At 34.8% G+C, this 26,476-nt stretch carries 23 protein-coding genes and 4 tRNA genes; 8 read left to right on the top strand and 19 right to left on the bottom strand.

What is annotated here, in order from left to right:
* Positions 1 to 46: 46 nt before the first annotated feature.
* The 17 genes from QM956_RS08115 to htrA form a co-directional block, all read right to left on the bottom strand.
* Positions 47 to 118: transfer RNA gene (locus QM956_RS08115), tRNA-Glu, on the bottom strand.
* Positions 119 to 206: 88 nt separating this feature from the next.
* Complete coding sequence (locus QM956_RS08110; protein ID WP_261009174.1) at positions 207 to 686, bottom strand: sigma-70 RNA polymerase sigma factor region 4 domain-containing protein; 480 nt, start codon at positions 684 to 686, stop codon at positions 207 to 209.
* A 120-nt stretch (positions 687 to 806) separates the two neighbouring features.
* The gene (ftsH, locus tag QM956_RS08105) at positions 807 to 2,765 is read right to left on the bottom strand and encodes an ATP-dependent zinc metalloprotease FtsH (protein WP_000744566.1); all 1,959 of its coding nucleotides are present in this window, start codon (positions 2,763 to 2,765) and stop codon (positions 807 to 809) included.
* Between the two features lie 15 nt (positions 2,766 to 2,780).
* The gene (gene hpt / locus QM956_RS08100) at positions 2,781 to 3,323 is read right to left on the bottom strand and encodes a hypoxanthine phosphoribosyltransferase (RefSeq protein ID WP_049543473.1); all 543 of its coding nucleotides are present in this window, start codon (positions 3,321 to 3,323) and stop codon (positions 2,781 to 2,783) included.
* A 4-nt stretch (positions 3,324 to 3,327) separates the two neighbouring features.
* The gene (tilS, locus tag QM956_RS08095) at positions 3,328 to 4,605 is read right to left on the bottom strand and encodes a tRNA lysidine(34) synthetase TilS (RefSeq protein ID WP_001209051.1); all 1,278 of its coding nucleotides are present in this window, start codon (positions 4,603 to 4,605) and stop codon (positions 3,328 to 3,330) included.
* Positions 4,602 to 5,870 carry a serine hydrolase gene (locus tag QM956_RS08090; protein WP_001224769.1) on the bottom strand — a complete coding sequence of 423 codons (1,269 nt, stop codon included), beginning with the start codon at positions 5,868 to 5,870 and terminating at the stop codon, positions 4,602 to 4,604. Before QM956_RS08090 ends, tilS begins: the two co-directional genes overlap by 4 nt.
* The gene (locus QM956_RS08085; RefSeq protein WP_000429339.1) at positions 5,863 to 5,985 is read right to left on the bottom strand and encodes an SP_0009 family protein; all 123 of its coding nucleotides are present in this window, start codon (positions 5,983 to 5,985) and stop codon (positions 5,863 to 5,865) included. Before QM956_RS08085 ends, QM956_RS08090 begins: the two co-directional genes overlap by 8 nt.
* 4 nt (positions 5,986 to 5,989) lie before the next feature.
* On the bottom strand, positions 5,990 to 6,358 hold the full coding sequence (locus QM956_RS08080; protein ID WP_414302405.1) for a septum formation initiator family protein: 369 nt from the start codon (positions 6,356 to 6,358) through the stop codon (positions 5,990 to 5,992).
* On the bottom strand, positions 6,351 to 6,617 hold the full coding sequence (locus QM956_RS08075; protein ID WP_001234978.1) for an RNA-binding S4 domain-containing protein: 267 nt from the start codon (positions 6,615 to 6,617) through the stop codon (positions 6,351 to 6,353). Before QM956_RS08075 ends, QM956_RS08080 begins: the two co-directional genes overlap by 8 nt.
* 57 nt (positions 6,618 to 6,674) lie before the next feature.
* Positions 6,675 to 10,178: a transcription-repair coupling factor gene (gene mfd, locus QM956_RS08070; protein ID WP_261019864.1), complete on the bottom strand. Its 3,504-nt coding sequence runs from the start codon at positions 10,176 to 10,178 to the stop codon at positions 6,675 to 6,677.
* Entirely contained in the window at positions 10,179 to 10,748 is a 570-nt protein-coding gene (gene pth / locus QM956_RS08065) for an aminoacyl-tRNA hydrolase (protein ID WP_000163938.1), read from the bottom strand.
* Positions 10,749 to 10,820: 72 nt separating this feature from the next.
* Positions 10,821 to 11,936, bottom strand: coding sequence for a redox-regulated ATPase YchF (ychF, locus tag QM956_RS08060; protein ID WP_001218721.1), 1,116 nt, complete (start codon positions 11,934 to 11,936; stop codon positions 10,821 to 10,823).
* Positions 11,937 to 12,020: 84 nt separating this feature from the next.
* On the bottom strand, positions 12,021 to 12,215 hold the full coding sequence (locus QM956_RS08055; protein WP_000285186.1) for a DUF951 domain-containing protein: 195 nt from the start codon (positions 12,213 to 12,215) through the stop codon (positions 12,021 to 12,023).
* Positions 12,216 to 12,279: 64 nt separating this feature from the next.
* Positions 12,280 to 13,416 carry a DNA polymerase III subunit beta gene (gene dnaN / locus QM956_RS08050; protein ID WP_045612510.1) on the bottom strand — a complete coding sequence of 379 codons (1,137 nt, stop codon included), beginning with the start codon at positions 13,414 to 13,416 and terminating at the stop codon, positions 12,280 to 12,282.
* 158 nt (positions 13,417 to 13,574) lie between these two features.
* Entirely contained in the window at positions 13,575 to 14,936 is a 1,362-nt protein-coding gene (gene dnaA, locus QM956_RS08045; RefSeq protein ID WP_414302404.1) for a chromosomal replication initiator protein DnaA, read from the bottom strand.
* Positions 14,937 to 15,148: 212 nt separating this feature from the next.
* The gene (locus QM956_RS08040; RefSeq protein ID WP_000410371.1) at positions 15,149 to 15,907 is read right to left on the bottom strand and encodes a ParB/RepB/Spo0J family partition protein; all 759 of its coding nucleotides are present in this window, start codon (positions 15,905 to 15,907) and stop codon (positions 15,149 to 15,151) included.
* Positions 15,908 to 15,964: 57 nt separating this feature from the next.
* The gene (gene htrA / locus QM956_RS08035) at positions 15,965 to 17,146 is read right to left on the bottom strand and encodes a serine protease HtrA (RefSeq protein ID WP_000681589.1); all 1,182 of its coding nucleotides are present in this window, start codon (positions 17,144 to 17,146) and stop codon (positions 15,965 to 15,967) included.
* 183 nt (positions 17,147 to 17,329) lie between these two features.
* Between htrA and rlmH the strand changes: the two genes are divergently transcribed.
* The 7 genes from rlmH to QM956_RS08000 all read left to right on the top strand — a co-directional run bounded on the left by rlmH (position 17,330) and on the right by QM956_RS08000 (position 20,514).
* Positions 17,330 to 17,809, top strand: coding sequence for a 23S rRNA (pseudouridine(1915)-N(3))-methyltransferase RlmH (gene rlmH, locus QM956_RS08030; RefSeq protein ID WP_000695928.1), 480 nt, complete (start codon positions 17,330 to 17,332; stop codon positions 17,807 to 17,809).
* 43 nt (positions 17,810 to 17,852) lie between these two features.
* Positions 17,853 to 17,926 (top strand) — tRNA-Arg (locus QM956_RS08025).
* 165 nt (positions 17,927 to 18,091) lie between these two features.
* A complete protein-coding gene (gene comC, locus QM956_RS08020; RefSeq protein WP_000799685.1) occupies positions 18,092 to 18,217 on the top strand; it encodes a competence-stimulating peptide ComC in 126 nt (41 codons plus the stop codon).
* Between the two features lie 20 nt (positions 18,218 to 18,237).
* Positions 18,238 to 19,563 (top strand): competence system sensor histidine kinase ComD, encoded by a 1,326-nt coding sequence (gene comD / locus QM956_RS08015; protein ID WP_238095994.1) that lies wholly within the window; start codon positions 18,238 to 18,240, stop codon positions 19,561 to 19,563.
* Complete coding sequence (gene comE / locus QM956_RS08010) at positions 19,560 to 20,312, top strand: competence system response regulator transcription factor ComE (RefSeq protein ID WP_000866074.1); 753 nt, start codon at positions 19,560 to 19,562, stop codon at positions 20,310 to 20,312. The genes comD and comE overlap by 4 nt, the downstream gene beginning before the upstream one ends.
* Positions 20,313 to 20,363: 51 nt before the next feature.
* Positions 20,364 to 20,435 (top strand) — tRNA-Glu (locus QM956_RS08005).
* Positions 20,436 to 20,440: 5 nt separating this feature from the next.
* Positions 20,441 to 20,514, top strand: a tRNA-Asn gene (locus tag QM956_RS08000).
* Positions 20,515 to 20,554: 40 nt separating this feature from the next.
* Here QM956_RS08000 and QM956_RS07995 read toward each other — a convergent pair.
* On the bottom strand, positions 20,555 to 21,097 hold the full coding sequence (locus QM956_RS07995) for a TetR/AcrR family transcriptional regulator (RefSeq protein ID WP_001158273.1): 543 nt from the start codon (positions 21,095 to 21,097) through the stop codon (positions 20,555 to 20,557).
* Positions 21,098 to 21,224: 127 nt separating this feature from the next.
* Here QM956_RS07995 and QM956_RS07990 point away from each other — a divergent pair, with 127 nt between their 5' ends.
* Positions 21,225 to 23,867: a YhgE/Pip family protein gene (locus QM956_RS07990; RefSeq protein ID WP_414302406.1), complete on the top strand. Its 2,643-nt coding sequence runs from the start codon at positions 21,225 to 21,227 to the stop codon at positions 23,865 to 23,867.
* Positions 23,868 to 23,892: 25 nt separating this feature from the next.
* On the opposite strand, the gene QM956_RS07985 is transcribed toward QM956_RS07990, so the two are convergent.
* Positions 23,893 to 26,436, bottom strand: a complete 2,544-nt coding sequence (locus QM956_RS07985) for a YfhO family protein (protein ID WP_000764974.1) — start codon at positions 26,434 to 26,436, stop codon at positions 23,893 to 23,895.
* Positions 26,437 to 26,476: the final 40 nt, after the last annotated feature.

Below are 26,476 nucleotides of genomic sequence, written 5' to 3'. Positions count from 1 at the left end.
ACTTTTTTGAACTTTTTTCATCAAGTGTTCCATCCGCAACATACCATAGTCCGTACGGGATTCGAACCCGTGTTACCGCCGTGAAAAGGCGGTGTCTTAACCCCTTGACCAACGGACCTGAGTTGTTTTCAACTCTTACTATTATACAGGCTTTTCAAACTTTGTCAACACCTTTTTTATCTTTTTATGTTTTTTTGTATGACTTCCTATTGAGTACGGATATCAAACTCTTTAAACACAATACGTAAGTCTCTTAATACTCTTTGACGACCTCGGAAGCGTTCATGTCTTAGGACCCGTTCTAACTCTTCTTGTTTGTCTTTACTTTGTTTGCTTCTATAATCTCTTAGTGTCTCATGAAAGAGATAATACTCATCTAGCCAGAGACCTCCCTCACCTATACGATGACTGATTTCACCTACTTCTTCATAGGATTCTTTATCATATCTTCGTTTTTGACTTTCTTGCTTACGGATATAGTCTAGAATTCGATTACGGAACTTAGTTTTGAAGTATTTACGTAAGCGTGGAATATCTTCTGCCAACTCTTCTTCTTTACTAATCAATTCATGTAAGCAGATCATTCCCTCTTGATCCCAATCCGATAACTCCCATAAATGAAGGTAATATTCATTTCTACACTTATATACAATCCCTTGGACTTCTTCATACAATTCTTTAAGCATTCTATTCTCCTTTCTGTTTACAGTCTAACAGATTCAGAAACACTTTTGGCACATTTCATCCATTCTGCACCCTTTACCGCCTCAACTGCACAAAAAAGAGAGGACATGCCTCTCTTTGGGTTATTTTTCGTCATTCATTTTTGACTTTACTTCATCATAGGATAGTGCATGAGATTCCTCTTCTACTGTTTCAGGCATCTTTCCTGTTTCGTAAAGAGATTTAATTTGCGTACTATCCAATGTTTCGTATTTCAATAATGCTTCTGCAATCAACTTGTGAGTTTCACGATTTGACTGAATAATTTCAGCAGCTTTATTTCGTGCTTCATTTAATAATGAACGAACTTCTTCGTCAATTTCATAAGCTGTTTGTTCTGAAATTGATTTTTGAGGACTCTGTGCACCAAACATAGCATGATTTCCTTCATATTGTACTGGGCCAAGTTTTTCACTCATACCGTACTCTGTAACCATTGCACGCGCCATTTGTGTCGCTTGTTCAAAATCGTTTGAAGCTCCTGTAGTTTGGACATTAAAGATAATTTCTTCAGCTACACGTCCACCCATTAAGCCAGCCAATTGCTCTTTCATATCTTCTTTGGAAAGAAGCATTTGGTCTTCCTTAGGAAGTGCAATCATATATCCGCCGGCACGTCCACGTGGTACGATAGTAACTTTATGAACAACACGAGCATTCGACAAGACTAAACCAACAATGGTATGTCCAGCCTCATGGTAGGCAACCAATTCACGTTCTTTTTGTGAAACTGTCTTATCTTTCTTAGAAGGACCAGCAATAACTCTATCTTCTGCTTCATCAATATCTGAAGCATCAATTATCGATTTATTGCGACGAGCAGCAACTAGAGCCGCCTCATTCAATACATTCTCTAAATCAGCACCAACAAAACCTGGAGTTTGTTGAGCCACTAATTTCAAATCAACATCTTCTGCTAAAGGCTTGTTCTTAGCATGAACTTTCAAGATTGCTTCGCGACCTTTAACATCAGGACGGCCAACCAATACTTTTCTATCAAAACGTCCTGGACGCAAAAGGGCAGGATCAAGTACATCTGAACGGTTTGTCGCAGCGATAACGATAATCCCTTCATTTCCCTCAAAACCATCCATCTCAATCAAAAGTTGGTTCAAGGTTTGTTCACGTTCATCATTTCCTCCGCCAAGACCAACTCCACGTTGACGTCCAACAGCATCAATTTCATCGATAAAGATAATAGCTGGTGCTGCTTTTTTAGCATCTTCAAAAAGAGAACGAACACGACTAGCTCCAACTCCGACAAACATTTCTACAAAGTCCGATCCTGAGATACTAAAGAATGGAACACCTGCTTCTCCAGCAACTGCCTTAGCAAGCAAGGTCTTACCTGTCCCCGGAGGTCCCTCTAACAGAACACCTGCTGGAATACGGGCCCCAAGTTTTGTAAATCGTTTTGGATCTTTTAAGAATTCAACAACTTCAACTAGTTCTTGTTTTTCTTCCTCAGCTCCAGCAACATCTGAAAATCTTACTTTAATATCTTCTTTATTTGCGGCTTTAGCCTTACTACGTCCAAAACTCATTGGGTTACGGCTATTATTTCCTCCCATATTTCCCATCATAGAGAATAGGAAGAAGAATAGAATACCGAATGGCACAATAGATACAAGAATATTAATCCACATACCACTTGAACTTTCATGCTTAACAGTTACTTCCGCCTTATGGTCAGAAGCAAGTTTTTGCAATTCTGATACTGTAGTATCTGAAGGAAGAATAATACTTGAAAATTTCTCTACTGTTGTAGCAGAAGGAGAAAAGAACTGGATACCTGTTTCTTCTTTACTTGTTTTAGGATTTTTATAGACACCTGAAACTTCGATAACACTGCCATTTGGTTGGTAAGTCAATTCTTTTACATTGTCATCGGTAATTTCTTTTACCAATTCTGTATAATTAATTTGCTCACTTTTCCCTGCAACACTACCTGTACTAAAATACTGATAAGCTGTAACTAGGAAAAAAATAAGTAATAACCATAGAAAAGGATTTTTAATTAAACCATTATTTTGTTTTTTCATTAAAAATTGTTCTTTCTAATTTGAATATACTTCTTCTTTCAATACTCCAACATAAGGAAGGTTACGATAATTTTCTTTGTAGTCTAAACCATAACCTACTACAAACTCATTTGGAATAGTAAAGCAGGTATAGTCAGCCTCAATTTCTACAACACGTCCCTCTGGTTTATCCAACAAGGTTGCAATTTTAACAGAAGCAGCTTCTCTTGCTTTAAACATATCTCTTAAACTCTTCAAAGTTTGACCTGTATCAATGATATCTTCTATAAACAGAACATGTCTTCCTTTGATATCTTGAGTCACATCTTGCTTGATATTAATGACACCACTACTTGCTGTTCCACCATGGTAGCTAGAAACCATCATGAAGTCCATTTCAATATGTGTGTCGATATGTTTAACCAATTCAGCCATAAAAGGAATAGATCCTTTTAAAATCCCAACTAAAATTGGATTTTTTCCTGCATAGTCTTTGGTTAATTGAGCACCTAATTTTTTAGCAGCTTCTGTAATTTCATCGTGTGAAACGAGAATTTTTTTAATATCGTTTTCTAACATTTTTTTACCTATCTATTTTTTCTATATAAAGTACAGTGTTCATTATATCATTTTTCGTGTTTTTACTCAAATTACTGGTCGCAATTCCCAAAATTGAGACAATTTCACCAAATTGCTCAATAATCAGAGCTGATTTTCGCTTTTCCATAGGGATTTTCAAATCAATAAATAGACGTCTGAGTTTTTTTCTATGCCCATTTTGAATCAAAATATCTCCTGTTTTTCGATGACGAATGTGTATTGATGTTTCCCGTGAAACAGGTACCTGCTGAATTAATTCACCTTCTAAAGGAAGTCCAAAGGAAAATAAATAACCTTGGTAAGATACCTGATTTTGATAGTGTAACACAAGTTCATCTTCCTTTTCATCAGACTGAGGACTGATTTTACAAATCCGAAACTGTTGATACTCTTTTACTAATTCATAACCATTTTTAAGCGGATGACGATACTGGCTTTTAGTTTTTAAAATTTGTCTAACTTCTTCAAACTGAGCTTTTGTAAGATTCAAATCTGGAAAACGATTCAGATAAGTTTGAAGTAAAACTCTTTGTGTCGACTCAGAGTAAGACAATAGCTGATCTAAATTTTCTACATCAATATTCTTTGATAATTCAGCTATAGCTAAGTCATAATCTAAAATTTCATTGCCGATGCTTAAGATTGCATTTCTAAATCGAGGATTTTCTTTTTCTAATTCTGGTAAGTATGAGTTTCGAATACGATTGCGAAAATAATGATTTTCCTGATTTGATATATCTTCAAAGTGAAAAATTGGAGGAAAGTCTTTTTTCTGAAAATGCAAGAAGGGCCGAATGATTTCTATCTCTCCGACTACTTGCTTCTCCTTAATTCCTGATAGATAGCGCAAGCGAGTCCCTCGAATCAAGCGCATCAAAATTGTTTCCACCTGGTCATCCGCATGGTGGGCAGTGACTAAGGCTGTCGCACCTGTCTTTTTCATGACCTCTTGAAAAAAATCATAGCGAAAATTTCGTGCACGCGCTTCTGAAAATTCTCCTGAAAAATTGCTGATATAAATAGGAAGCTCTGCTTCAGCAGCCAACTTCCTTAATTCCTGTTCTTCCCAATCTGATTCTACTCTCTGCTTATGATTCACATGAGCTAGAATCAATTCAATTTCTAACTCTTTTTTATAGGTAGACAATACCTTAAATAGAAACATAGAATCTAATCCACCAGAAAGAGCTAGCACCACCTTAGCATGCTTTTTGAAATATCCCTTCTTGAGAAAATGATTTAAAAAATCTTGTTCCCTCATTTTAGAACCTCATAAACATCCTTGGCTATCTTAGAAATCGTATCATAATCAGAATTTTTAGTGAAAATAGAAAGAATAAATGGAGAATCTGCATAGACAACACCAGTATCATGCTTAAATTCATCCGCATCTCCAATTTTATGAGCTACTTTAACAGAAACACCTTTGGCAATTCTCTCATTATCAAAATCTGTTTTAGTCAAAGACTCTAGCACAAATCCATTTTGATTATAAATAGCTTCCATGGCCTTCCCAGCCATCTTAGAAGAAATCAATTTTTCTTTTGAATCCCAATCATCTCCCATAATAGCAGACATCTTGGATTTAAATGTGGCATCAGATTGGTTTGAAATGTAATATCCCAATAGATTATGAGCTACATTGTCCGATTCTTTAGATACTTTCGTTATTAAGTCCTTGAGAGAATACTCTTTATTATCCTCTTTTTTAGGGAGGCTACCACTTCCCTCTGGTTTATAAGAACCTGGAAAATCATTGACTGCAGATACGTATTTTACAGTCGTGTCTAACTGATAAATCCCCTCATTTATTTTTTCTTGCGTATAATAAAGATAAGGGAGTTTCAAAACACTAGCTGCATACATCTTTTCATCTTGATTGATACCAGCTTCTTTTCCAGTAGTTAGTTGCTTAACATAAATAGAGAAATAATCTTTCTGATATTTTTCAGATAACATTTCTTGGACTTTACTTATCCGATTATCTTCTTCAGAAGTTGATTCCTTATCTACCCATCCAGCCTGATCAATATGTAGAAATTCTCTTCCTTCTACAAACATGGTCTTGTCGATCGATACTTGCGAATAAGCTGATAAGGATGATTTCACTTCTTTTAAGTCATAAGGGCTATTATACAGTTTAAAATCAGATTCTAACCATACTTTTTTGATTGTAGGAGTTACCTCTGACTGATCATATAAAAATCGTTTGTCTGCAGCAATAAATTGATGATTTGATAGCTTAAATACCGGAATTCCTTGTTTATTTAAGCGCCACTCGGTTATTTGAAAACTTGTTTGGGGAGTTAATTTTCCAGATTTCACTACTAAATCTTCATTCGCATAAACAGGAACCTCTCCATAAACCATGGGAGAACTTAATTTTTCTCTAAAATAAATACCAAAGTTAGATTGTGAAAGGTAATAAATTTCTTTCGAAGTATAGACTACTTCTTTTTCTGTGCTAACGACTTTTGAAATGGTCAAAAAACTCGGTAACAACAAAATAATTAAGAATTTACGCATTCTTCCTTTCCTTTTCTTCTTGTAAACGCAATAATTGATTTTTATCAGCCAACTCTTCCAGCTTTTCTTCCGATAGACTCAAAAATTGCTCTATTACATCTAATAAATTTTCCATTTTATCACCTTGGGAGCAAGTCAGGAATCGTATAAACAGCTTCCCGATTCTTAGAATAATAATATTTTGCACGCATGTATTTAGCAGCATAATCTTCATCTTTCAACTTTGTGGCAAAAGCTGTCTCTTTCTCCTTTTCCTCACTCAAGGTTTGATACTGAGTTTGCAATTCTGATAACTGTTGATGTCTTTGGAGTAATTGATGATAGCTTTGAGCAAGATTATAAGTTGGTAAAATGAACAATAAAATCATCAAAATAAGAACCCAACCCATGAAACGATTACGTTTTTGTCGTTCTTTCATCAGATAGCGACGACGTTGGTGTTCATTTTGAATAAAAGAATTATTCAATTGTACGATATTTTTAGACATTTTCTTCTACCCGTGTTTCACTGATAATTTCATACATTCCTGCTGCATCTTCTTTTTTTGTACTATCCTTCATCTCTAGTACTTTTACAAGTAGCAACTTATTGCCAAAGCGAATTTCAACTTGGTCATTAACTTTCAAATCCGTTGAACTTTTGGCCAAGATTCCATTTACCTTGATTCTGCCTTTATCTGCTACTTCTTTTGCGACTGTACGACGCTTGATAATTCGTGATACTTTTAAATATTTGTCTAATCTCATTTTTATTACCTCAAATTATTATTGTATCATTTTTATCTACTTTATAGAAGAAAAATGTTAAAGGGAATTGCCTTCTTTCGATACTTTTATCTCTAATAAACTTTCTCCAAAAATGAGCAGACCTTCTAAAATTTCATAGTCCTTCTTATTTTGGACATCAAATACAACTTCCATTAATCCCTTATTCTCAGTTATGGCTGCTTTTAAATTCGTTGCGGATAAAGATTTAAAATAATCTTGAGCCAAAAACAATCGCTGAGTAATTTTTTCAAATTGAACTGTAATCTTATTTTCTTTTCGTTCCACACGTTGAACAAAGACCTTATCAAGATAAGACTTAACCAAACCAATCTCTAAAAGATAGGCTACCACGTCTGGGTACTCTCCAAAGCGGTCCATCAACTCTTCTTGTAATTCTTCGTAGTTGACACGGTTGTCAATTTGACGAATTTTCTTGTAAATTTCAATCTTATGTCGTTGATCAGAAATATAGGTATCAGGAAGATAGGCATCAATTTGTAAAATCAACTCAGCATTCCCTTTGGTTCTTGTGTTCCCATTACCATGTCGTTTAGCAATAGCTTCCTCCAATAACTGCGAATACAATTCAAAACCAACAGAATCAATGAAACCAGACTGGGATTTTCCTAAAAGATTTCCTGCTCCACGAATCGAAAGATCTCGCATTGCAATCTTAAATCCAGAGCCCAATTCTGTAAATCCTTTAATCGCTTCTAATCTCTTCTCGGAGACTTCACTGATTGATTTTTCTGGACGATACATGAGATAGGCATAAGCAATACGATTACTACGACCGACTCTTCCTCTTAACTGATACAAGGTTGACAAGCCCATATGGTCCGCATTTTCAATAAATAAAGTATTGGCATTTGGAATGTCCACCCCTGTCTCAATAATGGTAGTTGTCACCAAAATATCATACTGACCTTCAATGAAATCCAGTAGAGTATTTTCTAACTGAATCTCACTCATTTGCCCATGAACATAACCAATCGAAGCCTCTGGAATCAACTCCTGTAATTCGTAAACCTTCTGATCAATCGTGTCAACTTTATTGTAAAGATAGTAAATTTGACCTCCACGCTCCATTTCACGCAAGACAGCATCCCGAATTACACTATCATTCTTTTCTAAGACATAGGTTTGCACTGGATAACGATTAGTCGGCGGAGTTTCAATGACAGACAAATCTCTGATTCCCAGCATAGACATGTGAAGGGTACGAGGAATTGGCGTTGCTGTCAAGGTCAGGACATCTACTTGTTTTTTCAGTTCTTTCAAGGTTTCCTTATGCTTGACACCAAATCGCTGTTCCTCATCAATAATCATCAAGCCCAAATCAGCAAACACAACATCTTTTGATAAAATACGATGGGTTCCAATCAAAATATCAACTTGACCCTTTTTCAATTTTTCAAGTGTTTCAGTCTGCTCTTTTTTACTTCTAAAGCGACTCAACACATCAATATTAACTGCAAAATTTTGGAATCGTTCCTTAAAATTCGTATAGTGCTGTTGCGCTAAAACCGTCGTCGGAACTAGAACGACAACCTGTTTGTGATCATTGACTGCCTTAAAGGCTGCACGCATAGCAACTTCAGTCTTTCCAAAACCAACATCCCCAACTAAAAGTCGATCCATTGGCTGACAAGCCTGCATATCTCTCTTGATTTCCTCAACACTACGAAGTTGATCATCCGTTTCAACATAAGGGAAGGCATCATCAAAAGCATGTTGATCCTCATCATCAGCTGAAAAAGCAAATCCCTTCAACTGGCTGCGCTCAGAATAAAGTTTAATTAAATCATCAGCTATATCCTCTACCTGGTTCTTAACTTTTTGCTTGGCTTTTTTGAAATGACCGTCATTTAATTTATTGAGTTTAGGAGCTTTCCCGTCACTTGAAATATATTTGGACAATAACTGAATCTGCTCTACTGGGATGGAAATTTGGTCCCCATTTTGATACTGGACACTGACATAATCACGGTGAATCCCTTTGATTTCAATTGTTTCAATCCCTAGATATTGACCAATTCCATGGATATGGTGAACAACGTAATCTCCTTTTTCAAGTTCATTGTAATCTTTTAATCTCTCTGCGTTTGAAACATGTTGTCTTCGAAAACGACGTTTCAATTTCTTTTGAAAAATCTCATGTTCAGTTATCAATAAAACCTTTTCATCTACAAAATGAAAACCATGTCTGAGACTACCCTCGATTAAGTTTACAGATTCTTTACAAACACTTGACTTATCTCTAGAATCCAATTTAATCTGGTATTCCTCTAAAACATCCTCCAATGTTTTACTTCCCATTGAATTGCTAGACTGCAGGATAATAGTATAATCCATTTTTTTGTATCGCTCAATTTCTTCTTTTAGAAAAGAAAATTGATTGAAAAACTCCTGCATAGGATATTGATTAAATTGATAAATTTGGTCAAACTTGAGATTTCCTAACCCCTTTTGCAGATTAGAGAAAAAGGTAACCGGACTCTGTTTTTTATAGATTTGCTCTGTATCAGCAAAATACTGCATCTCAGAAAATACTTTACTGTTCTGTAATTCTTCTGTAAAGTATTGTGCTAACTCCCTTTCAAAGACTTCATACTGATTCATCAATTTCTGATAATCATCAAAGAATACTGGGGTATCTTTTTCAATATAGTCAAAAACAGTCCATGTCTTGTCATAACACAAAGATAAAAATTTCCGAGAATCTAAATGCACTTGTTTTTGGTAAAAACTTGACAAAATCTCTTCCAAGTATGATTTTAAAATTGGTGATAAGGTCTTTGAAATTTGCTTTTCTAAAGCTGACTGCCCTCGTAGATAGTCCTTTTCCCTCAAAAGTATATCACTTGCTGGAAAGATAGTGAGTTCTGTTTGATTTTCTTTTGATAATTGTGTTTCTACTTCAAAAGTCCGAATTCCATCTACTTCATCACCAAAAAACTCGATTCGGAAAGGTTCTAACTGAGACATCTCAAAAATATCTAAAATATCTCCTCGAATACTAAACTCACCTTGAGTTTGTACTTGCGTAACTTTGCGATAACCTATTTCCTTTAACTGATGGATAAACGTGTGTTGATCATATTCTTCACCAACTGTTATTTTTACAATACTATCTTTGAATATATTGGGAGACGGTAAAATCAATCGACTTGCTGCGATATTACAAACTAAAATCCCTTTCTTAGATGAATCAGTCAAAAAACGCAAGGCTTCAACCCGTGAAATGATTTTTTCTTGTGAAGACATCAAAAACTCGACCATAGGGGAGTCATCTACTAAAAATGGATAGACAAGTTCCTCACCCAAGACAGATATAAGATCACTAACAAGTCCTTCTGCTTCTCCATAAGTTGACGTCAATAACACAATCTTATCTTCCTGTCTCAAACTACTAGCAATTGCTAAAGCTTTTGTAGAAGTTGACAAGCCTAACATTAATTGTCTTTTCTTATCTGTCAGATTTCGATGCCATTTTTTTATCTGATTATTTTCTGAGAATAAATCTAATAAGGTTAACATTTATCCGTTATACCTCTGCATTGTTTTCTCAAAATTTTTCTCTTGTAAATAGTAGTTTACAGAATCGTCAACTTTGTCAATAGACTGTAAAATACCAATATAATCATCCTTGTCAAAGGTACTCAAAACATGGTTAACAACTGACATTCCATTTTTAGGTCTTCCGATTCCAATCTTAACACGATTAAAGGTTTGGGTTCCAATATGTTGAATAATAGACTTGATACCATTATGACCACCTGCGGATCCCTTTGCTCTTAAACGAATCTTTCCAACTTCCATGTCAAGATCATCATAAATGATGAGTAAATCTTCAATATCCAAACCATAGTAAGTCAATAAAGCATGAACCGCTTTTCCACTTTCATTCATAAATGTCGTTGGTTTGACAAGATAAATTTTTTCTCCATTTAGGAAAAAGGATGCTAGGTCAGCTTGAAATATCTTATCGTGTGTAAAAGTGACATTCTGTTTCTTCGCTAGTTGGTCAATCAACATAAAGCCAACATTGTGTTTTGTTTCAAAATATTTATCTCCTGGATTTCCCAAGCCTACAAGTAATTTGGTCATTTATTTTTCCTTTCAAAAGCCAAAAGGGTTGGAATTTTTTTCCAACCTAATTGACACTATTCATTAATTTTTTTAGACATTAAAGCGGAATTCCATGATATCGCCGTCTTGAACGATATATTCTTTTCCTTCTTCACGCAAGCGTCCAGCTTCTTTTACAGCCTTTTCAGATCCGTATTTCACTAGATCCTCATATGACATAGTTACTGCACGAATAAATCCTTTTTCAAAGTCTGAGTGGATAATACCAGCTGCTTGAGGAGCCTTCATACCACGTTTGAAGGTCCAAGCGCGAACTTCTTTTTCGCCAGCTGTGAAGTAAGTTCCCAGTCCAAGCAAGTGGTAAGCTGCACGAGTCAACTTGTCAACGCCTGATTCTGTCAACCCAAGTGCTTCAAGAAACTCTTGCTTGTCTTCTTCGTCTAACTCAGAAATTTCTTCCTCAGCACGCGCAGAAATAACGACTACTTCAGCATTTTCTGTCGCTGCGAATTCACGAATTTGTTTAACATAGTCGATAGAGTCAGGTTCTGAAACCACATCCTCGTCCACATTAGCAACATAGAGCACTGGTTTAGTCGTTAACAGGAAGAGACCTTTGACAACCTTTTGTTCCTCATCTGTAAATTCAATAGTTCGAGCTGATTTTCCATCTTCAAGAACAGGTTTAATCTTTTGAAGAACATTAAATTCTGCTACTGATTCTTTATCTTTTTGCGTACGTGCCATCTTTTCTACACGCATATAGCGCTTATTAACTGATTCTAAGTCAGCAAGAATCAATTCCAAGTTAATGGTATCAATATCCGCAAGTGGATCCACAAAGGCATCTTCACGTCCTTGCTCGCGCATGACATTTTCATCATCAAAAGCACGAACTACATGAACAATCGCATCTACTTCACGGATATTGGCCAAGAATTTATTTCCTAGTCCTTCTCCTTTTGAAGCTCCTTTTACAATCCCTGCGATATCTGTAAATTCAAAAGTTGTTGGAACTGTCTTTTTAGGAGTAATCATTTCAGTTAGTTTTTGGAGGCGTTCATCTGGAACTTCTACCATTCCAACATTTGGATCAATCGTCGCAAATGGGTAATTTGCTGCCTCTGCTCCTGCTTTTGTAATTGCATTAAATAGTGTTGATTTACCAACGTTTGGCAAACCAACGATACCTGCTGTTAAAGCCATATTTTCTCATTCTCCGTTTTCATTTCAATCCCTAATATTATAACACAAAAAGGGAAAACTTGCTAACCCTCTAACTAAGGGTTTTCAGTCAATAATTTTATTCATTTTTCGATCAAAATCATAGCGTCCCATCATGACAACATGGTCACAATTGCTACATTTGATTTTGATATCTGCTCCTACACGTGTAATTTCCCAACGATTAGCTTTTTTTCCTGTTGACTTGATTGTGCAAGCATGTGGTTTTTTCATTTCAACAAAATTTCCAACTTGATACATACTACTCTCCTTTTCTTTTTCGATTATATCATAAAAGAGGCGAGCCAGGCTCAACCTCTTTCACTTAATTTGTACGAACTGGTGTAATGAGCTGCATGAAGTCCTCATCAGTGTCCGCTGGCACAAGAGTAAATGGACGAACAGCTGAGATAAAACTAATGGTCACTTTTTCGCTATTTAAAGCTTTAAGAGAATCAATCAAGTAAGTTGGGTTGAAACTAATGGTCAAATCTTCACCAGTAACCTGATCAGTATCGATTTCTTCGTTTACTTTACCAACTTCTGGCGAGTTAACATGAGCGCTAACAACCCCATCTTTTATTTCAAGTTTCACAGTACCATTTTGAGTCGCACTTGATAAAAGGCGAGCACGTTCCATTGACTGGCGTAAATTTACAACATCAAAAGTAATAGTAGTATTAAAGTCTGTCGGAATCAAGCGATCTGTATCAGGATAGTTTCCTTCGAGGAGACGAGTATAGAAGCTAATATTTTCGCTTCTAAAGAGGATTTGATTGTTAGCAAAGAAAATCTCTACAGTTTCGATATCATCTGTAAATACCGCTGAAAATTCGCGTAGAGAACGGCTAGGAATAACGACATCAAAATCATCACTATTTTTCTCAAGCGTTAATTTTTTCTGGCTTAGACGATGAGAGTCTGTTGCCACTGTTTTTAGCTCCTTGTGTTGACTCAATACAAAATGAACACCTGTTAAAATCGGACGACTTTCTTGTGTACTTGCAGCAAATGCTGTTTCATTGATAATTTTCTTGAGTAATTTTGTTTCAAGAATTAAAGGAGTGCTTGCTGAAATTTCTTGGATTCGTGGATATTGTTCACTATCTTTTCCTTTTAGGGTAATTTCTGATTTGCCACTGGTTAAAACAATTTGATTTTGTTCAATTTCTTTAAAATCAAGAGTCACATCAGGTAGACTAGATACAACATTGATAAAGAAAGAAGCTTCAAGAAGGATCGAACCTAAAGAAGTAATTAACAAACCAGCATCTTCATTTTTTTGAGAAATAAAATTTTCAATTGAAATTTGACCATTTGAACCAATTAAAGTAACACCTTCATTAGTCACGTCAATTTTTACGGTTGATAAAATAGGAATAGCATTTTTAGAACTAATAGCTCTCTTAGTAGTATTTAATGCTTGTAGAAATAAATTTTTATTAATTGAAAAATGAATCATGGATTCTCCTTTATTTATTTTTAGTATTAGAAGGATAATAGTAATAATAGAGTCTGTGAAATCTGTGGAAAACAGACTTTAAACAAGTCATATCAAGTTTTTTGGCTTGTTTAAAAAATGTGGATAAAAAAGATAATAAAGTGAAAGTTATCCACAAGTTATTTAATTTTCTTTTTGATTGATTCAATTTCTAAGCGTAAATTATCGTCTTCATCAATCAAAGATTTAATTTTAGCATGGGCATGAATGACTGTTGTGTGATCTTTTCCACCAAATTCCTTCCCAATTTTTGGAAGACTATTATCTGTTAGTTCTCTAGATAAATACATGGCTACTTGACGGGCTAACACAATATTTTGAAGGCGTCTGCTTCCCTTCATTTCTTTGATGCTGACACCATAAAAGTTACCAACTTCATTTTGGATTTTATCAATTGGGATGACGAGCATTTGGTTAACATCTTGTTTACGTGCTCGAATAGCCTCGGCAGCGATATCGATTGTGATATCCTTAATCTTCTTCACTCGGGCAATTAAAGTGATGTCGTTGATTGCTCCTTCAAGTTCTCGGACGTTTGAATCAAATTGGCCAGCTAGGTATTCTAGGGTATCACTTTGGAAATGGTAGTCTAAATGCTCTGTTTTGCTTTGTAAAATGGCAATACGTGTCTCAAAGTCAGGTGGTGTGATGTTTTGCGTCAATCCCCAGCTAAAGCGCGTGACAAGTCTTTCTTCAAGTCCCTCTAAGTGTTTAGGACTACGATCACTAGTCAGAACAATTTGTTTTTGATTGCTATGGAGAACATTGAAAGTATTGAAAAATTCTTCTTGAGTTGCAACTTTTTTTCCACTCAGCGATTGGATATCATCAATTAACAAGAGATCAAGGCTACGGTAAGTTTTTTTGAATTTTTCCATTTCTCCCAGTCTCAGGTGTTCAAGAAAGTCGTTGATAAAGCTTTCAGCAGGGATGTACTTCACACGCGCATCAGGAATATTTTTCAAAATCTCATTCCCAATTGCATTGAGTAAGTGAGTCTTACCAAGGCCAGGTCCTCCATAGATAAAAAGAGGATTATAGGTCAAGGCTAAATCTTCAGAAACAGCCAAAGCGGCTGATACTGCCCAAACATTCCCATCCCCTTGAATAAAATTATCAAAGGTATATTTTTCTTTTAATCCAGTATCCGAATAAGGAATAGATGCTAACTTTGGACTATAGTCATAAAGAGTTGAATTTGGAGCTTCTTCAACTTGTGAGACGGTAGTATATTGAGGTTTGATGAAAATATAGTGGGGAGTTATCTCAGCATCATAAATTTCAAATCCAGCAACTACAATAATATCTTTTAGTTGTTTTTCCCAGACCATTTCCATTTCAGATCGTGGTAAAAATATAGTGGCAACATTTTCCTCTACCTTGATGAGTTCAGCTTGAATAGCATAGAAATCATACATGGATCGAGTCAGTCTTTCTTGAGCAAATTCTAATATACGATTCCAAAATTGTTTTTCTTTCAATCCTTTCTCCTCCTTTACTATTTAAAAGTTTAATGCTAGACTTATTTTACCATAGATAGCAAGAATTTTCCACAAGCTGTGAAAAATAATCCACAATGTTATCAAGTTTTATCCACAGCTTGGGGATAAAAGCAGAAACTATTGATTTATTAAGCTTTTTATCAAAAAAATTAGTGGATAACCTTGTGAGATAAAAAAATAAAAGAACAGCCTTATTTCAGGCTGTTGATAATTCTACTGTATTCTTCTTGATTTGAAAAAGAAATAATGATTTTTCCATTGTCTTTTTTAGACAATTTGATTTCTACATCTAATCCGAGTAGTTTTTTTAACTGTTCTTCTTCATTTTGTATGAAATAATCATTTTTTTTCTTTTTCTTTTGTTTTTTCTCTGTCAGAAGAGCTTCTAACTTCCTTACAGAAATGTCTTCATATATAATCCGTTGAAAGAAATAGTCTTGTTGTTCCTTATTCAAGCCAACTAGAGAACGTGCATGGGCTTGTGATAGTTTGCCATTTTCTACTTCTGAGAGGATATGTTCTGGCAAGGACAGCAAGCGAATAGAGTTGCTGATATATGGACGAGACTTCCCCATTTTATCTGCAATTTCAGCATGGGTAAATCCTTTCTCTACAAGAGATTCATAGGCGCGTGCTTCTTCTATTGGATTTAAATTTTCTCTTTGTAAATTTTCAATGATGGACTGGACCATCATCTCTTGGTCTGAGAGCTGTTTAACAACAGCTGGGATAGACGTTAGACCAGCTAAAAGTGAAGCCCGATAGCGTCTCTCTCCTGCAAGGATTTCATAACCAATAACAGGAGATTGACGAACAATAATCGGTTGAATGACCCCATTTTCTTTGATAGACTGTGCTAGTTCATGTAGTTTTTCTCCATCAAATTCTTTTCGAGGTTGATAGGGATTTTTTTGTATATCCGTGATAGAAATCATTTCAAATTTTTCCATGATTCTACACTAACACATCTTTTCTCTTATGTAAAGCTTTCTTTACATAGATGTTAATTAAGATTCTAAATCACCTGAACTCTTGTCAAGTTTAATAGATGTAGTTTCTTCTTTACCGTTACGATAGTAAGTTATCTTAATGGTGTCTCCGATAGAATGATTGTAAAGAGCACTTTGTAAGTCTGTTGATGAAGCAATGTCTTTGTCATCTACTTTTGTAATAACATCGTATTTTTCAAGGTGACCATTGGCAGGCATATTACTTTGTACAGAACGAACAACGACACCAGATGTTACGTTACTTGGAATATTCAGTCTTCTAAGATCACTTGTATTAATATTTGAGAGATTGACCATTTGAATTCCCAAAGCTGGACGAGTCACTTTTCCGTTCTTTTCTAACTGTTCAATAATATTGATAGCATCATTTGCAGGGATTGCAAAACCAAGACCTTCTACAGATGTTCCTCCATTTGTTGCAATTTTACTTGAGGTAATTCCGATAACCTGTCCTTGAATATTGATTAGTGGGCCACCAGAGTTACCTGGGTTAATAGCAGTATCAGTTTGGATGGCTTTTGTAGAAATGGCTTGTCCATCTTCAGATTTTAAAGATACATTTCGATTAAGACTAGATACAATACCCTGAGTGACAGTATTTGCATATTCAGAACCCAATGGGCTACCAATAGCAATGGCAGTTTCTCCTACGGTTAACTTGCTAGAATCACCAAACTCAGCTACTGTTGTCACTTTTTCTGAAGAGATTTTGACGACAGCAATATCAGAGAAAGTGTCCGCTCCGACAATTTCTCCGGGTACTTTAGTTCCATCTGACAAACGAATATCTACTTTGCTGGCGCCATTTATAACGTGATTATTGGTGACGATGTAAGCTTCTTTGTCATTCTTTTTATAAATAACCCCAGATCCTTCACTAGAGATTTGCTGAGAATCTGTGTCAGTATCATCATTACCAAATACGCTATTTTGTCTGTTTGCTGAATAAGTAATAACTGAAACAACAGCATCTTTTACTTTGTTAACAGCCTGTGTTGTTGAATTTTCATTCTTATAGGCAGTCTGTGTAATAGTACTATTGTTGTTAGAGGTACTTACAGTACTTTTTTGAGTTAGTTGGTTTATTGAAAAGCTACCCAAGGCTCCACTAATAAAGCTAATGACGATAACGACTAATAATTGAAACCCTTTTTTGTAAAATGTTTTTAAATGTTTCATATTTGCCTCCATATTTTTGAATTACTGAAAGTATAAACTGACTAGCTTAATTATAACTTAAACACAAAAAGTTTTTCACAGATTGTGGATAACTTTCAAAAATCTGTGGTTTTCTCGGCTAAAATTAACCTTTTGTTTTGTGAATAAGATGTGAAAAAATAGAGAATATGTTAGAATAGAGTCATGAAAATTAAAGTTGTAACAGTTGGGAAACTGAAAGAAAAGTATTTGAAAGATGGTATTGCAGAGTATTTAAAACGAATTTCTCGATTTGCTAAGCTTGAAATGATTGAGCTAGCAGATGAAAAAACACCAGATAGGGCCAGTGAATCAGAAAATCAAAAGATTTTAGGAATAGAAGGTCAGAGAATTTTATCAAAAGTTGGTGACCGTGATTTCGTGATTGTGTTGGCTATCGAAGGGAGAACTTTCTCCTCAGAAGAATTTAGTAAGCAGCTAGAAGAAGCTTCTATAAAAGGATTTTCTACTCTTACATTTATTATTGGAGGGAGTCTGGGATTAGCACAGGATGTAAAAAAGAGAGCCAATCTCTCTGTTAGTTTTGGCCGTTTAACCTTGCCCCATCAGTTAATGAGACTAGTCCTTGTTGAACAAATCTATCGGGCTTTTACAATACAGCAGGGCTCGCCCTATCATAAATAGAAAATTGACTTTCAATTGAATTTTTGGTAGAATAGCTATATTAGGTCTCATAGCTCAGCTGGATAGAGCATTCGCCTTCTAAGCGAACGGTCGCAGGTTCGAATCCTGCTGGGATCAATATAGTAGCAAAGCTGGGAATTTTCCCGGCTTTTTTCTTAAAAAAGTACACTTGGGGAGAAAAAAATGACAGTTGAGAGAATTTTATCTAAAACGAAATTCCATTTTGTATAATAGTTTTTGTAAGTTAGCTTACAAGAAAAAAACATTTAAGGAGATTTTATTATGAAAAACACAGTTAAATTGGAACAGTTTGTAGCCTTGAAGGAAAAAGACTTGCAGGAGATTCAAGGTGGGGAAAGTAGACTTCCAAAAATCCGCTTTGATTTTATTTTCCCACGAAAAAAGTAATGAAATAAGGGGAAAGAGTAATGAATTTATTTGGAGTTGGGTTAGTTATTGTTTATTTTTTAATTATTAGTCACAGTTACCGTTTAATTTGTAAAGGTCAAATAAATAGAAAAGAACTATACGTTTTTAGTGCTTATATATTACTAACAGAAATAGTACTTGATTTTCCATCATATCTTCTACATTTAGATGACTTAGGGATTGTAAAATTTTTATTTCCTTTGATATTATATTCCTATTTTCGATGGATTAAACAGTATGAGAGGGATAGAGGACTATTCCTAAGTTTACTACTATCTCTTTTATATGAGAGCACTCATAACTTTTTGTCCGTAACTTTATCCTCTCTAACAGGAGACAATTTTGTTTTACAATATTATGAACCATTCTTTTTCCTTGTAACGGTGTTGACTTATGTCGTTATCTTAAAAATCATTCATTATTTCCATTTGGATCTAAACTATTTTGATAAAGACTACCTCTATCCTTTCTTGACAAAAGTATTTTTTGCTTTGCTACTGCTCCATATTGTATCTTTCGTTTCAGATATGGTAAGTACGATTAAACATTTGAATAGTTTTGGAAGTATTTTATCATCTATCGTCTTTATTTCTCTCCTTTTAACCTTTTTTGCAATGAATTCACATAAAGATCAAATGGAGAAAGAGATTGCTTTGAAGCAGAAGAAATTTGAACAGAAACATTTACAAAACTACACAGATGAAATTGTCGGTTTGTATAATGAAATTCGTGGTTTTCGACATGATTATGCTGGGATGCTTGTCAGTATGCAGATGGCAATTGACAGTGGTAATTTACAGGAAATTGACAGAGTTTACAACGAAGTTTTGGTTAAAGCCAATCACAAACTGCGCTCAGATAAGTACACTTACTTTGATTTGAACAACATAGAAGATTCAGCTTTACGAAGTTTGGTTGCTCAGTCCATTGTCTATGCTCGAAATAACGGTGTAGAGTTTACACTGGAAGTAAAAGATATAATTACTAGACTACCAATAGACCTTCTGGATTTAGTTCGTATTATGAGTGTTTTATTGAACAATGCTGTCGAAGGATCGGCTGATAGTTATAAAAAGCAGATGGAAGTAGCAGTTATTAAGATGGAAACTGAAACAGTGATTGTGATTCAGAATTCATGTAAAATGACGATGACTCCTTCAGGAGATCTATTTGCTTTAGGATTCTCTACTAAGGGAAGAAATCGCGGAGTAGGATTAAATAATGTGAAAGAACTACTGGATAAGTACAACAACATTATTTTAGAAACAGAGATGGAAGGCAGTACATTTAGACAAATCATTAGATTTAAGAGGGAATTTGAATGAAAGTTTTAATTTTAGAAGATGTTATTGAACATCAAGTGAGACTAGAGAGAATATTGGATGAAATTTCGAAAGAATCGAATATTCCAATATCATACAAGACAACGGGAAAAGTTCGTGAGTTTAAGGAATATATCGAAAATGATGAAGTAAACCAGCTTTATTTTCTAGATATTGATATTCATGGAATTGAGAAAAAGGGATTTGAAGTGGCTCAGCTCATTCGTCATTACAATCCTTACGCTATTATCGTCTTTATCACCAGTCGATCAGAGTTTGCGACTCTAACATATAAATACCAGGTATCAGCCCTAGATTTTGTTGATAAGGATATCAATGATGAGTTATTTAAGAAGAGAATTGAGCAAAATATCTTCTACACGAAGAGTATGTTACTTGAAAATGAAGATGTGGTAGATTATTTTGACTACAATTACAAGGGAAATGATTTAAAAATTCCTTATCATGACATTTTGTATATTGAAACGACAGGAGTTTCTCATAAATTGCGCATTATTGGTAAGAATTTTGCAAAAGAATTTTATGGTACCATGACAGATATTCAGGAAAAGGACAAACATACTCAGCGATTTTATTCTCCTCATAAGTCATTTTTGGTAAATATAGGTAATATTAGAGAAATTGATCGAAAAAACCTAGAAATTGTTTTCTATGAAGATCATCGTTGTCCTATTTCAAGATTAAAAATTAGAAAATTGAAAGATATTCTAGAGAAAAAATCTCAAAAGTAATTGACAATTAGCAAGAAATTGATATAATGGTTATATCTGCTACAGATAGAAGGTCCGTTGGTCAAGGGGTTAAGACACCGCCTTTTCACGGCGGTAACACGGGTTCGAATCCCGTACGGACTATTTTATCCGCCATAGCTCAGTTGGTAGTAGCGCATGACTGTTAATCATGATGTCGTAGGTTCGAGTCCTACTGGCGGAGTATAGGTAAAAGGGAACACAACTGTGTTCCTCTTTTTGTATCAATTTGTATCACCAAGCATTTTCATAAGGAAGTCTGTTATTTCTTGAGGACTTTCTTTTTTTCCATGTGCAATCCAAGTTTGGCAGACACCAAAAAGTGCGTGAGTTAGATAGATGCTACTATATTCTAATTCAGTGGTATTGAGATTCAGTTGCATAAAGCGTTTTTGTAAATCTGTGCTGAGCATGATATGAAGTTTATTTCGTAAGAAATTTTGGATTTCTTTAGTCCCATTTTCAGAAAGAAGGGCAGCCAGAAGTGGTTCTGACTCTAGATATTCAAAGACTTCTAAAATAGCATCTTTTTTGTGATGAGCATGTTTTTGGAAAATATATTCAAATGTATGGAATAGCTTGCTTTGATAATGCTCGATCATATCATACTTATCCTTATAGTGAGTATAGAAGCTGGAACGGCTAATTCCGGCTTTTTCTGCTAGCTTGACAGTAGAAATTTGATCAAATGGCTGTTCCATGAGTAATTGTACCATAGCATTTTCAATAGTTCGCTTTGTTTTTAAGCGTTTGTTACTTTCTTGCATATTTCCTCCTTGTAAACAAATTAGACTATATGTCTAAAAATGGATTTTTTATCTTGTAATCTAGATTTTTTATTGTATAATCTATTATATCAAAATTTTAGACAATATGTTTAAAAAAGGAGAAGCTATGTTTAAAGAATGGAAAGCAATTTTTAAAAAACCAACCTTTATTATTGTCATGATAGGGATTTCTCTTATTCCAGTTCTGTACAATATCATATTTTTATCCTCAATGTGGGATCCATATGGTCAATTGTCTGACTTACCTGTGGCAGTTGTCAATAATGATAAAGAAGCCTCCTATAATGGTAATACCATGTCTATAGGAAAAGACATGCTATCCAATTTAAAAGAAAATAAAACCTTGGATTTTCATTTTGTAGATGAAGAAGAAGGTAAGAAGGGTCTAGAAAACGGTGATTATTATATGGTAGTGACTTTGCCAAGTGACTTGTCTGAAAAAGCAGCTTCAATTTTAACGAATCACCCAGAGCAAATGCAAATCGATTATCAGACTTCAAGTGGTCATAGCTTTATTGCCAGCAAGATGAGTGATTCTGCAATGATACAATTAAAGCAGAATGTTTCTACCAATGTAACCGAGACTTATACTAAAGCTTTATTCAACAAAATGGTCGATTTAAAGGATGGGATGAGTCAAGCAGCGTCTGGTAGTGAAAAACTAACTGATGGAGCGAATCAGTTAGTGGCAGGAAGTCAAACATTAACTACTAACCTACACTCTTTAGCAGATTCAAGTTTAACATTTTCAAATGGAACGGAGCAGTTTACTAAAAGATTATCCTCTTATGTCTCTGGTGTTGAACAACTTCATCTTGGCTTAGGGAATTTTAATAGTGGTTTAGTTATATATACTGGTGCAGTGAGTCAATTAGATAGCGGGTTAGGTCAATTATCTTCTAAAAGTCCTGAATTAGTAAGGGGAATCAATCAGTTATATACTGGTGTAGAATCCTATACTGGCGGTGTTTCTCAGCTTAATGCTGGTCTTAATCAATTTTCATCTGGTGTTAGTTCCTACACTAATGGAGTGGGAAGTCTTGCAACAGGTGCTAATCAGTTATCCAATCAATCAGCTACACTTCGAATGGGTGTGGAGCAATTAAGTGAAGGAATTCAACAACTTTCTAGCAAGTTAGATGCTTCGTCTGAGCAAAAAGATCAAATTGCTCAATTATCTTCTGGTTTGAATCAGTTAAATCAAGCTATTCAAAATATTGATGTTGGAGATACAAAACACTTAGATTCTATTTTATCAAGTATAGTATCTCTTTCTAATCAAATGTTAGCAAGTGCTCAGTCTGATAAAGCGACTACATTAGCCAATATTCAATCGACAGCAGCTTATCAATCTTTGACAAGTGAGCAACAAGCTGAAATAAGTGCTTCTGTATCTCAAAATTCGACTGATAGTATTCAATCAGCACAGTCAATTGTAGCTTTAGCTCAAGGTTTACAGGGAAGTTTGGAAAACTTACAAAATCAGTCTTCTAATCTTTCGACTTTAAAAAATCAAGCTAATCAAGTATTACCTATTGCTTCTACTTCTTTGACAGGATTGTCAAGTGGATTAACAGAAATACAGGGAGCAGTGACGAGTAAATTAGTTCCTGCTAGTCAGTCGATTACATCGGGGGTAAATGCATATACTGCAGGAGTTGATAAAGTTTCTCAAGGCGTAAGTCAACTAAGTGAAGAGAATTCCACCTTGACAGGTAGTTTGGATCAATTAGTTTCAGGCTCAACTACCTTGACACAAAAATCTTCTAACTTGACAACAGGAGTTGGTCAATTAGTTGAAAAAACTCCAGAATTAGTGTCTGGTATTGAAAAATTATCAACTGGCTCTAACCAATTGAATCAAAAGAGTCAAGAATTGATAGCAGGAGTTGATAAATTGCAGTCAGGCTCTAGCCAACTAGCTGACAAATCCAGTCAGTTAATTTCAGGTGCTTCTCAATTAGAAAGTGGAGCTAATAAATTGGCAGATGGAGCTGGGGAACTAGCAGAAGGTGGAACAAAGTTAACTTCTGGATTGGAAGGTTTACAGACAGGAGTTGCTTCTTTGGGACAAGGATTAGGTAATGCTAGTGATCAACTCAAGTCAGCATCAACAGAATCTAAAAATGCAGAGATTTTGTCAAATACTCTCAGTCTCTCCAAAACTGACAATGACCAAGTTCCTGTAAATGGAATTGCAATGGCTCCTTATATGATATCAGTTGCTCTTTTTGTTGCAGCAATATCAACGAATATGATCTTTGCGAAGTTGCCTTCAGGACGTCATCCGGAGAACCGTTGGGCTTGGTTGAAATCTCGAGCTGAAATAAATGGTATTATAGCTGTTTTGGCAGGAATTTTGGTATATGGAGGAGTTCATCTTATTGGTCTAACTGCAAATCATGAGATGAGAACATTTTTTCTCATTATCCTAACAAGTTTAGTATTCATGTCCATGGTGACCGCTTTAACAACATGGAATAGCCGTATAGGAGCTTTCTTTTCTCTTATTTTGCTTTTATTACAGTTAGCATCAAGTGCAGGTACTTACCCACTTGCTTTGACAAATGATTTCTTTAGAGCCATCAATCCTTGGTTACCAATGAGTTATTCAGTTTCGGGATTACGACAAACAATCTCTATGACAGGAAATATTCATCATCAAGTCATTTTCCTTGTTGTGATATTAGCCCTATTTATTGGTTTAGGTATGCTAGCCTATCAACCTAAGAAAATGGAAGAATATTAAAAAAATCGACCAACTGGTCGATTTTTTAAGCCTTAGATAACTTTCGTCTGTGATTATAGATTCCAAATAGTAAGAGAGAAGTAAAGGAACAGATTGCTCCAGTAATAAAACCATTGGGAATAAAGGAAAGTGTAATAGTTCCTTTCCCTTTAGGAATATCAACTTTCATAAAACCAGTTTGAGCTTGTTTCATTTCTATTTTCTTACCATCTTGGTAGGCAGACCAACCTTTGTCATAAGGAATGGTGAAGAAAATGGACGTATCTTGTTTAACATCATATGTAGCAAAGACCTTGTTTTTAGAAGTTGATACTGTGACAGGTTGTTCTTTAATTTTTTGAATTGCGTCGGTGAAAGTTTTAGTATCTAAACGATAGAAGGTAGGAGATTCAAATGATACTTGTGAATTTCCAGGGAAACTAACATTGATATTGAAAGTTTTTTTCTCTTTTGTATAGCCTAGATTAAAGAAGGAGAAGACATTATCAGTTGTAAAAGTTTTCTTTTTTCCATTGACAAGGATGTCAACCTTCTTTTGTTTGTCATTAGAAAAGTGAAGGTTTGTGAAAGAAAGATAAACTTGACTGTTTTCGGGAACCTCAATTTGATACTGGATTGCTGCATCCTCATTTGAAGAACTTGTGACACTAATCAAATCATTAGTATTTTCAGTTTTTTCATAAGGGATTGGAGAAAAATAATCAAAATCGACGTTAGCAAGTTGATTTAAAAACGAGGCTTGATTATCTAAAGTGTGTTCATTGAACTTGACATCATTGTAAACAGATTGACTAGCAAATGCAATCGGAAGAGAGAATTGATTTTCATATAGGGTAAGATTATCTTTTTGATATACATCTTGGAAACCATACTTATCAATAGGACTTTCTGAGATATTGTATTGGATTCCAAATAAACTATCAGCCAAAATACTATTATTGGCATAACGGAGATTGAGATTGGTCCCAGAGGATTTAAACCCAAGTTTATCCAAAGTAGAGCTTGCTGAACGATTTCGAACAGATGAAAATTGAGAGATTCCATTGTAGTTGAATTTCATACTGTCATTTCCTGTCTGAGTTTGTAGTTTTTCAGTACGAGTAAATTGATTTCCAATATATATTGAGAAAGATTCCATAGCTGGGATATCTCGATTATATGCACTTCGAGAAGCAAAGCCCCATTCTTTAGCAATTCCGTCCATTTGAGATGAAGCATTTAAACTTATTTCAACCATTATAAATAAAGAGATTAGAATGGCAAACAGTTTTACAGAGATAAACTTTTTGATAACTGCAAGGAGTAAAAGCGAATAGACAACCAAAAATTCAAGAGTAAGTAGAATATTCAAATCTGTTAAAAAAGAATAATGCGATTTTAGATAGATGGTAGTTAAAACCCCTGTTACTAGAAGAAAAAGTGAAACTAAAAAATTCCAGACTTTAAGTTCTTTCAGACGCTTTAAGACTTCCGCTGCTGTGTAAATTAACAAGGTAGAGAAAATCCAAGAATAGCGATGTAAAAACATATTTGGAGTATGCATACCTTGCCAAAATAAATCAAGAGCTTCTATATAAAAGCTTGCAATTAGAAATGCAAAGAAGATTGCATAGATAAGTTTCACGTGAAACTTAATAGATTTCAGCGTAAAAAATAAAATGGTCAAAATAAAGGGAAGTAGTCCAACAAAAATCATTGGGATGGCCCCATACTTTGTTGTGTCAAAGGAACCAATGAATTGTTTAGCAAAGAGATCAAGATACCAGCTACTTTCAGTTTGAAACTTTGTAATTCCAGTTAATTTTTCCCCATGTGTCTGTAAATCAAATAGAGTAGGAAGAGTCAGAATCAAACTAGCCATACCAGCTAAAACGGAGGTGATTATGAAATCAAGAAAAGATGATTTTCGAGTTTTAAAGTCCCAAGAAATTTGACAGAGATACCAGAAAATAAGAAACAATGCTGTCATATAGCCAAAATAATAGTTTTGGATAAATAAGATTGACAGACTTGTAAAGTATAATGAGAATTTCTTTTCAGTTATCAGTAGATGTAAACCAGTTATAATTAAAGGAATCAAGATAAAAACATCTAGCCAGGTTTTTATCTCTAACTGACTAATGGTAAAGCTCATCAGAGCATAAGAAGTGGATAAGGCTAGTTTTAAAGTTTGAGGGACATTTTTAAATAATTTATTTAAACTAAAGAAGGTTGACAAACTAATCAATCCAAATTTTAAGAGAGTTGTCAGATAGACAGCATCTGGCATATTAGTTAGATCAAAAAAGTAAACTAGAGGTGAAAGGAAACTTCCCAAGTAATAACTAGATAGGGCATAGAAATTTAATCCGAGACCACTTGTAAAGGTGTAAAACAGACTACCATTTCCATGTAGGATATTTCTTAGAGCTATATCAAAAATAACGTATTGATGAAAGCCATCTCCTAATAGAGGAGAGTTGTCGCTATTCCAGTAGATACCTTGAGATAGATATACTCCTATCATAATGATTATGGGAATGATGAAAGAAACAAAATAGGTCCAATATGTTTTAAAAAATAATTTCATGTTACCTCATAAAATGTTAGAAAACTCAGCTGGTTACCCC

This window comes from Streptococcus mitis, assembly GCF_047460035.1.
GTDB classification, from domain to species: Bacteria; Bacillota; Bacilli; order Lactobacillales; family Streptococcaceae; genus Streptococcus; species Streptococcus mitis_DW.
Note: the sequence above shows the minus strand (reverse complement) of the source record. Positions and strands in the feature narration are given on the sequence as shown.

Excerpts from the sequence above, each read along its gene's own strand:
- comC (WP_000799685.1), top strand. The coding sequence starts at position 18,092 with ATGAAAAACACAGTTAAATTGGAACAGTTTGTAGCCTTGAAGGAAAAA.
- QM956_RS08040 (WP_000410371.1), bottom strand. The coding sequence starts at position 15,907 with ATGGAAAAATTTGAAATGATTTCTATCACGGATATACAAAAAAATCCC.
- QM956_RS08090 (WP_001224769.1), bottom strand. The coding sequence starts at position 5,870 with ATGCGTAAATTCTTAATTATTTTGTTGTTACCGAGTTTTTTGACCATT.
- QM956_RS07995 (WP_001158273.1), bottom strand. The coding sequence starts at position 21,097 with ATGCAAGAAAGTAACAAACGCTTAAAAACAAAGCGAACTATTGAAAAT.
- htrA (WP_000681589.1), bottom strand. The coding sequence starts at position 17,146 with ATGAAACATTTAAAAACATTTTACAAAAAAGGGTTTCAATTATTAGTC.
- pth (WP_000163938.1), bottom strand. The coding sequence starts at position 10,748 with ATGACCAAATTACTTGTAGGCTTGGGAAATCCAGGAGATAAATATTTT.
- hpt (WP_049543473.1), bottom strand. The coding sequence starts at position 3,323 with ATGTTAGAAAACGATATTAAAAAAATTCTCGTTTCACACGATGAAATT.
- comE (WP_000866074.1), top strand. The coding sequence starts at position 19,560 with ATGAAAGTTTTAATTTTAGAAGATGTTATTGAACATCAAGTGAGACTA.
- QM956_RS07990 (WP_414302406.1), top strand. The coding sequence starts at position 21,225 with ATGTTTAAAGAATGGAAAGCAATTTTTAAAAAACCAACCTTTATTATT.
- QM956_RS08075 (WP_001234978.1), bottom strand. The coding sequence starts at position 6,617 with ATGAGATTAGACAAATATTTAAAAGTATCACGAATTATCAAGCGTCGT.
- mfd (WP_261019864.1), bottom strand. The coding sequence starts at position 10,178 with ATGTTAACCTTATTAGATTTATTCTCAGAAAATAATCAGATAAAAAAA.
- tilS (WP_001209051.1), bottom strand. The coding sequence starts at position 4,605 with ATGAGGGAACAAGATTTTTTAAATCATTTTCTCAAGAAGGGATATTTC.
- ychF (WP_001218721.1), bottom strand. The coding sequence starts at position 11,936 with ATGGCTTTAACAGCAGGTATCGTTGGTTTGCCAAACGTTGGTAAATCA.
- rlmH (WP_000695928.1), top strand. The coding sequence starts at position 17,330 with ATGAAAATTAAAGTTGTAACAGTTGGGAAACTGAAAGAAAAGTATTTG.
- QM956_RS08055 (WP_000285186.1), bottom strand. The coding sequence starts at position 12,215 with ATGTATCAAGTTGGAAATTTTGTTGAAATGAAAAAACCACATGCTTGC.
- QM956_RS07985 (WP_000764974.1), bottom strand. The coding sequence starts at position 26,436 with ATGAAATTATTTTTTAAAACATATTGGACCTATTTTGTTTCTTTCATC.
- QM956_RS08080 (WP_414302405.1), bottom strand. The coding sequence starts at position 6,358 with ATGTCTAAAAATATCGTACAATTGAATAATTCTTTTATTCAAAATGAA.
- QM956_RS08110 (WP_261009174.1), bottom strand. The coding sequence starts at position 686 with ATGCTTAAAGAATTGTATGAAGAAGTCCAAGGGATTGTATATAAGTGT.
- dnaN (WP_045612510.1), bottom strand. The coding sequence starts at position 13,416 with ATGATTCATTTTTCAATTAATAAAAATTTATTTCTACAAGCATTAAAT.
- comD (WP_238095994.1), top strand. The coding sequence starts at position 18,238 with ATGAATTTATTTGGAGTTGGGTTAGTTATTGTTTATTTTTTAATTATT.
- ftsH (WP_000744566.1), bottom strand. The coding sequence starts at position 2,765 with ATGAAAAAACAAAATAATGGTTTAATTAAAAATCCTTTTCTATGGTTA.
- QM956_RS08085 (WP_000429339.1), bottom strand. The coding sequence starts at position 5,985 with ATGGAAAATTTATTAGATGTAATAGAGCAATTTTTGAGTCTATCGGAA.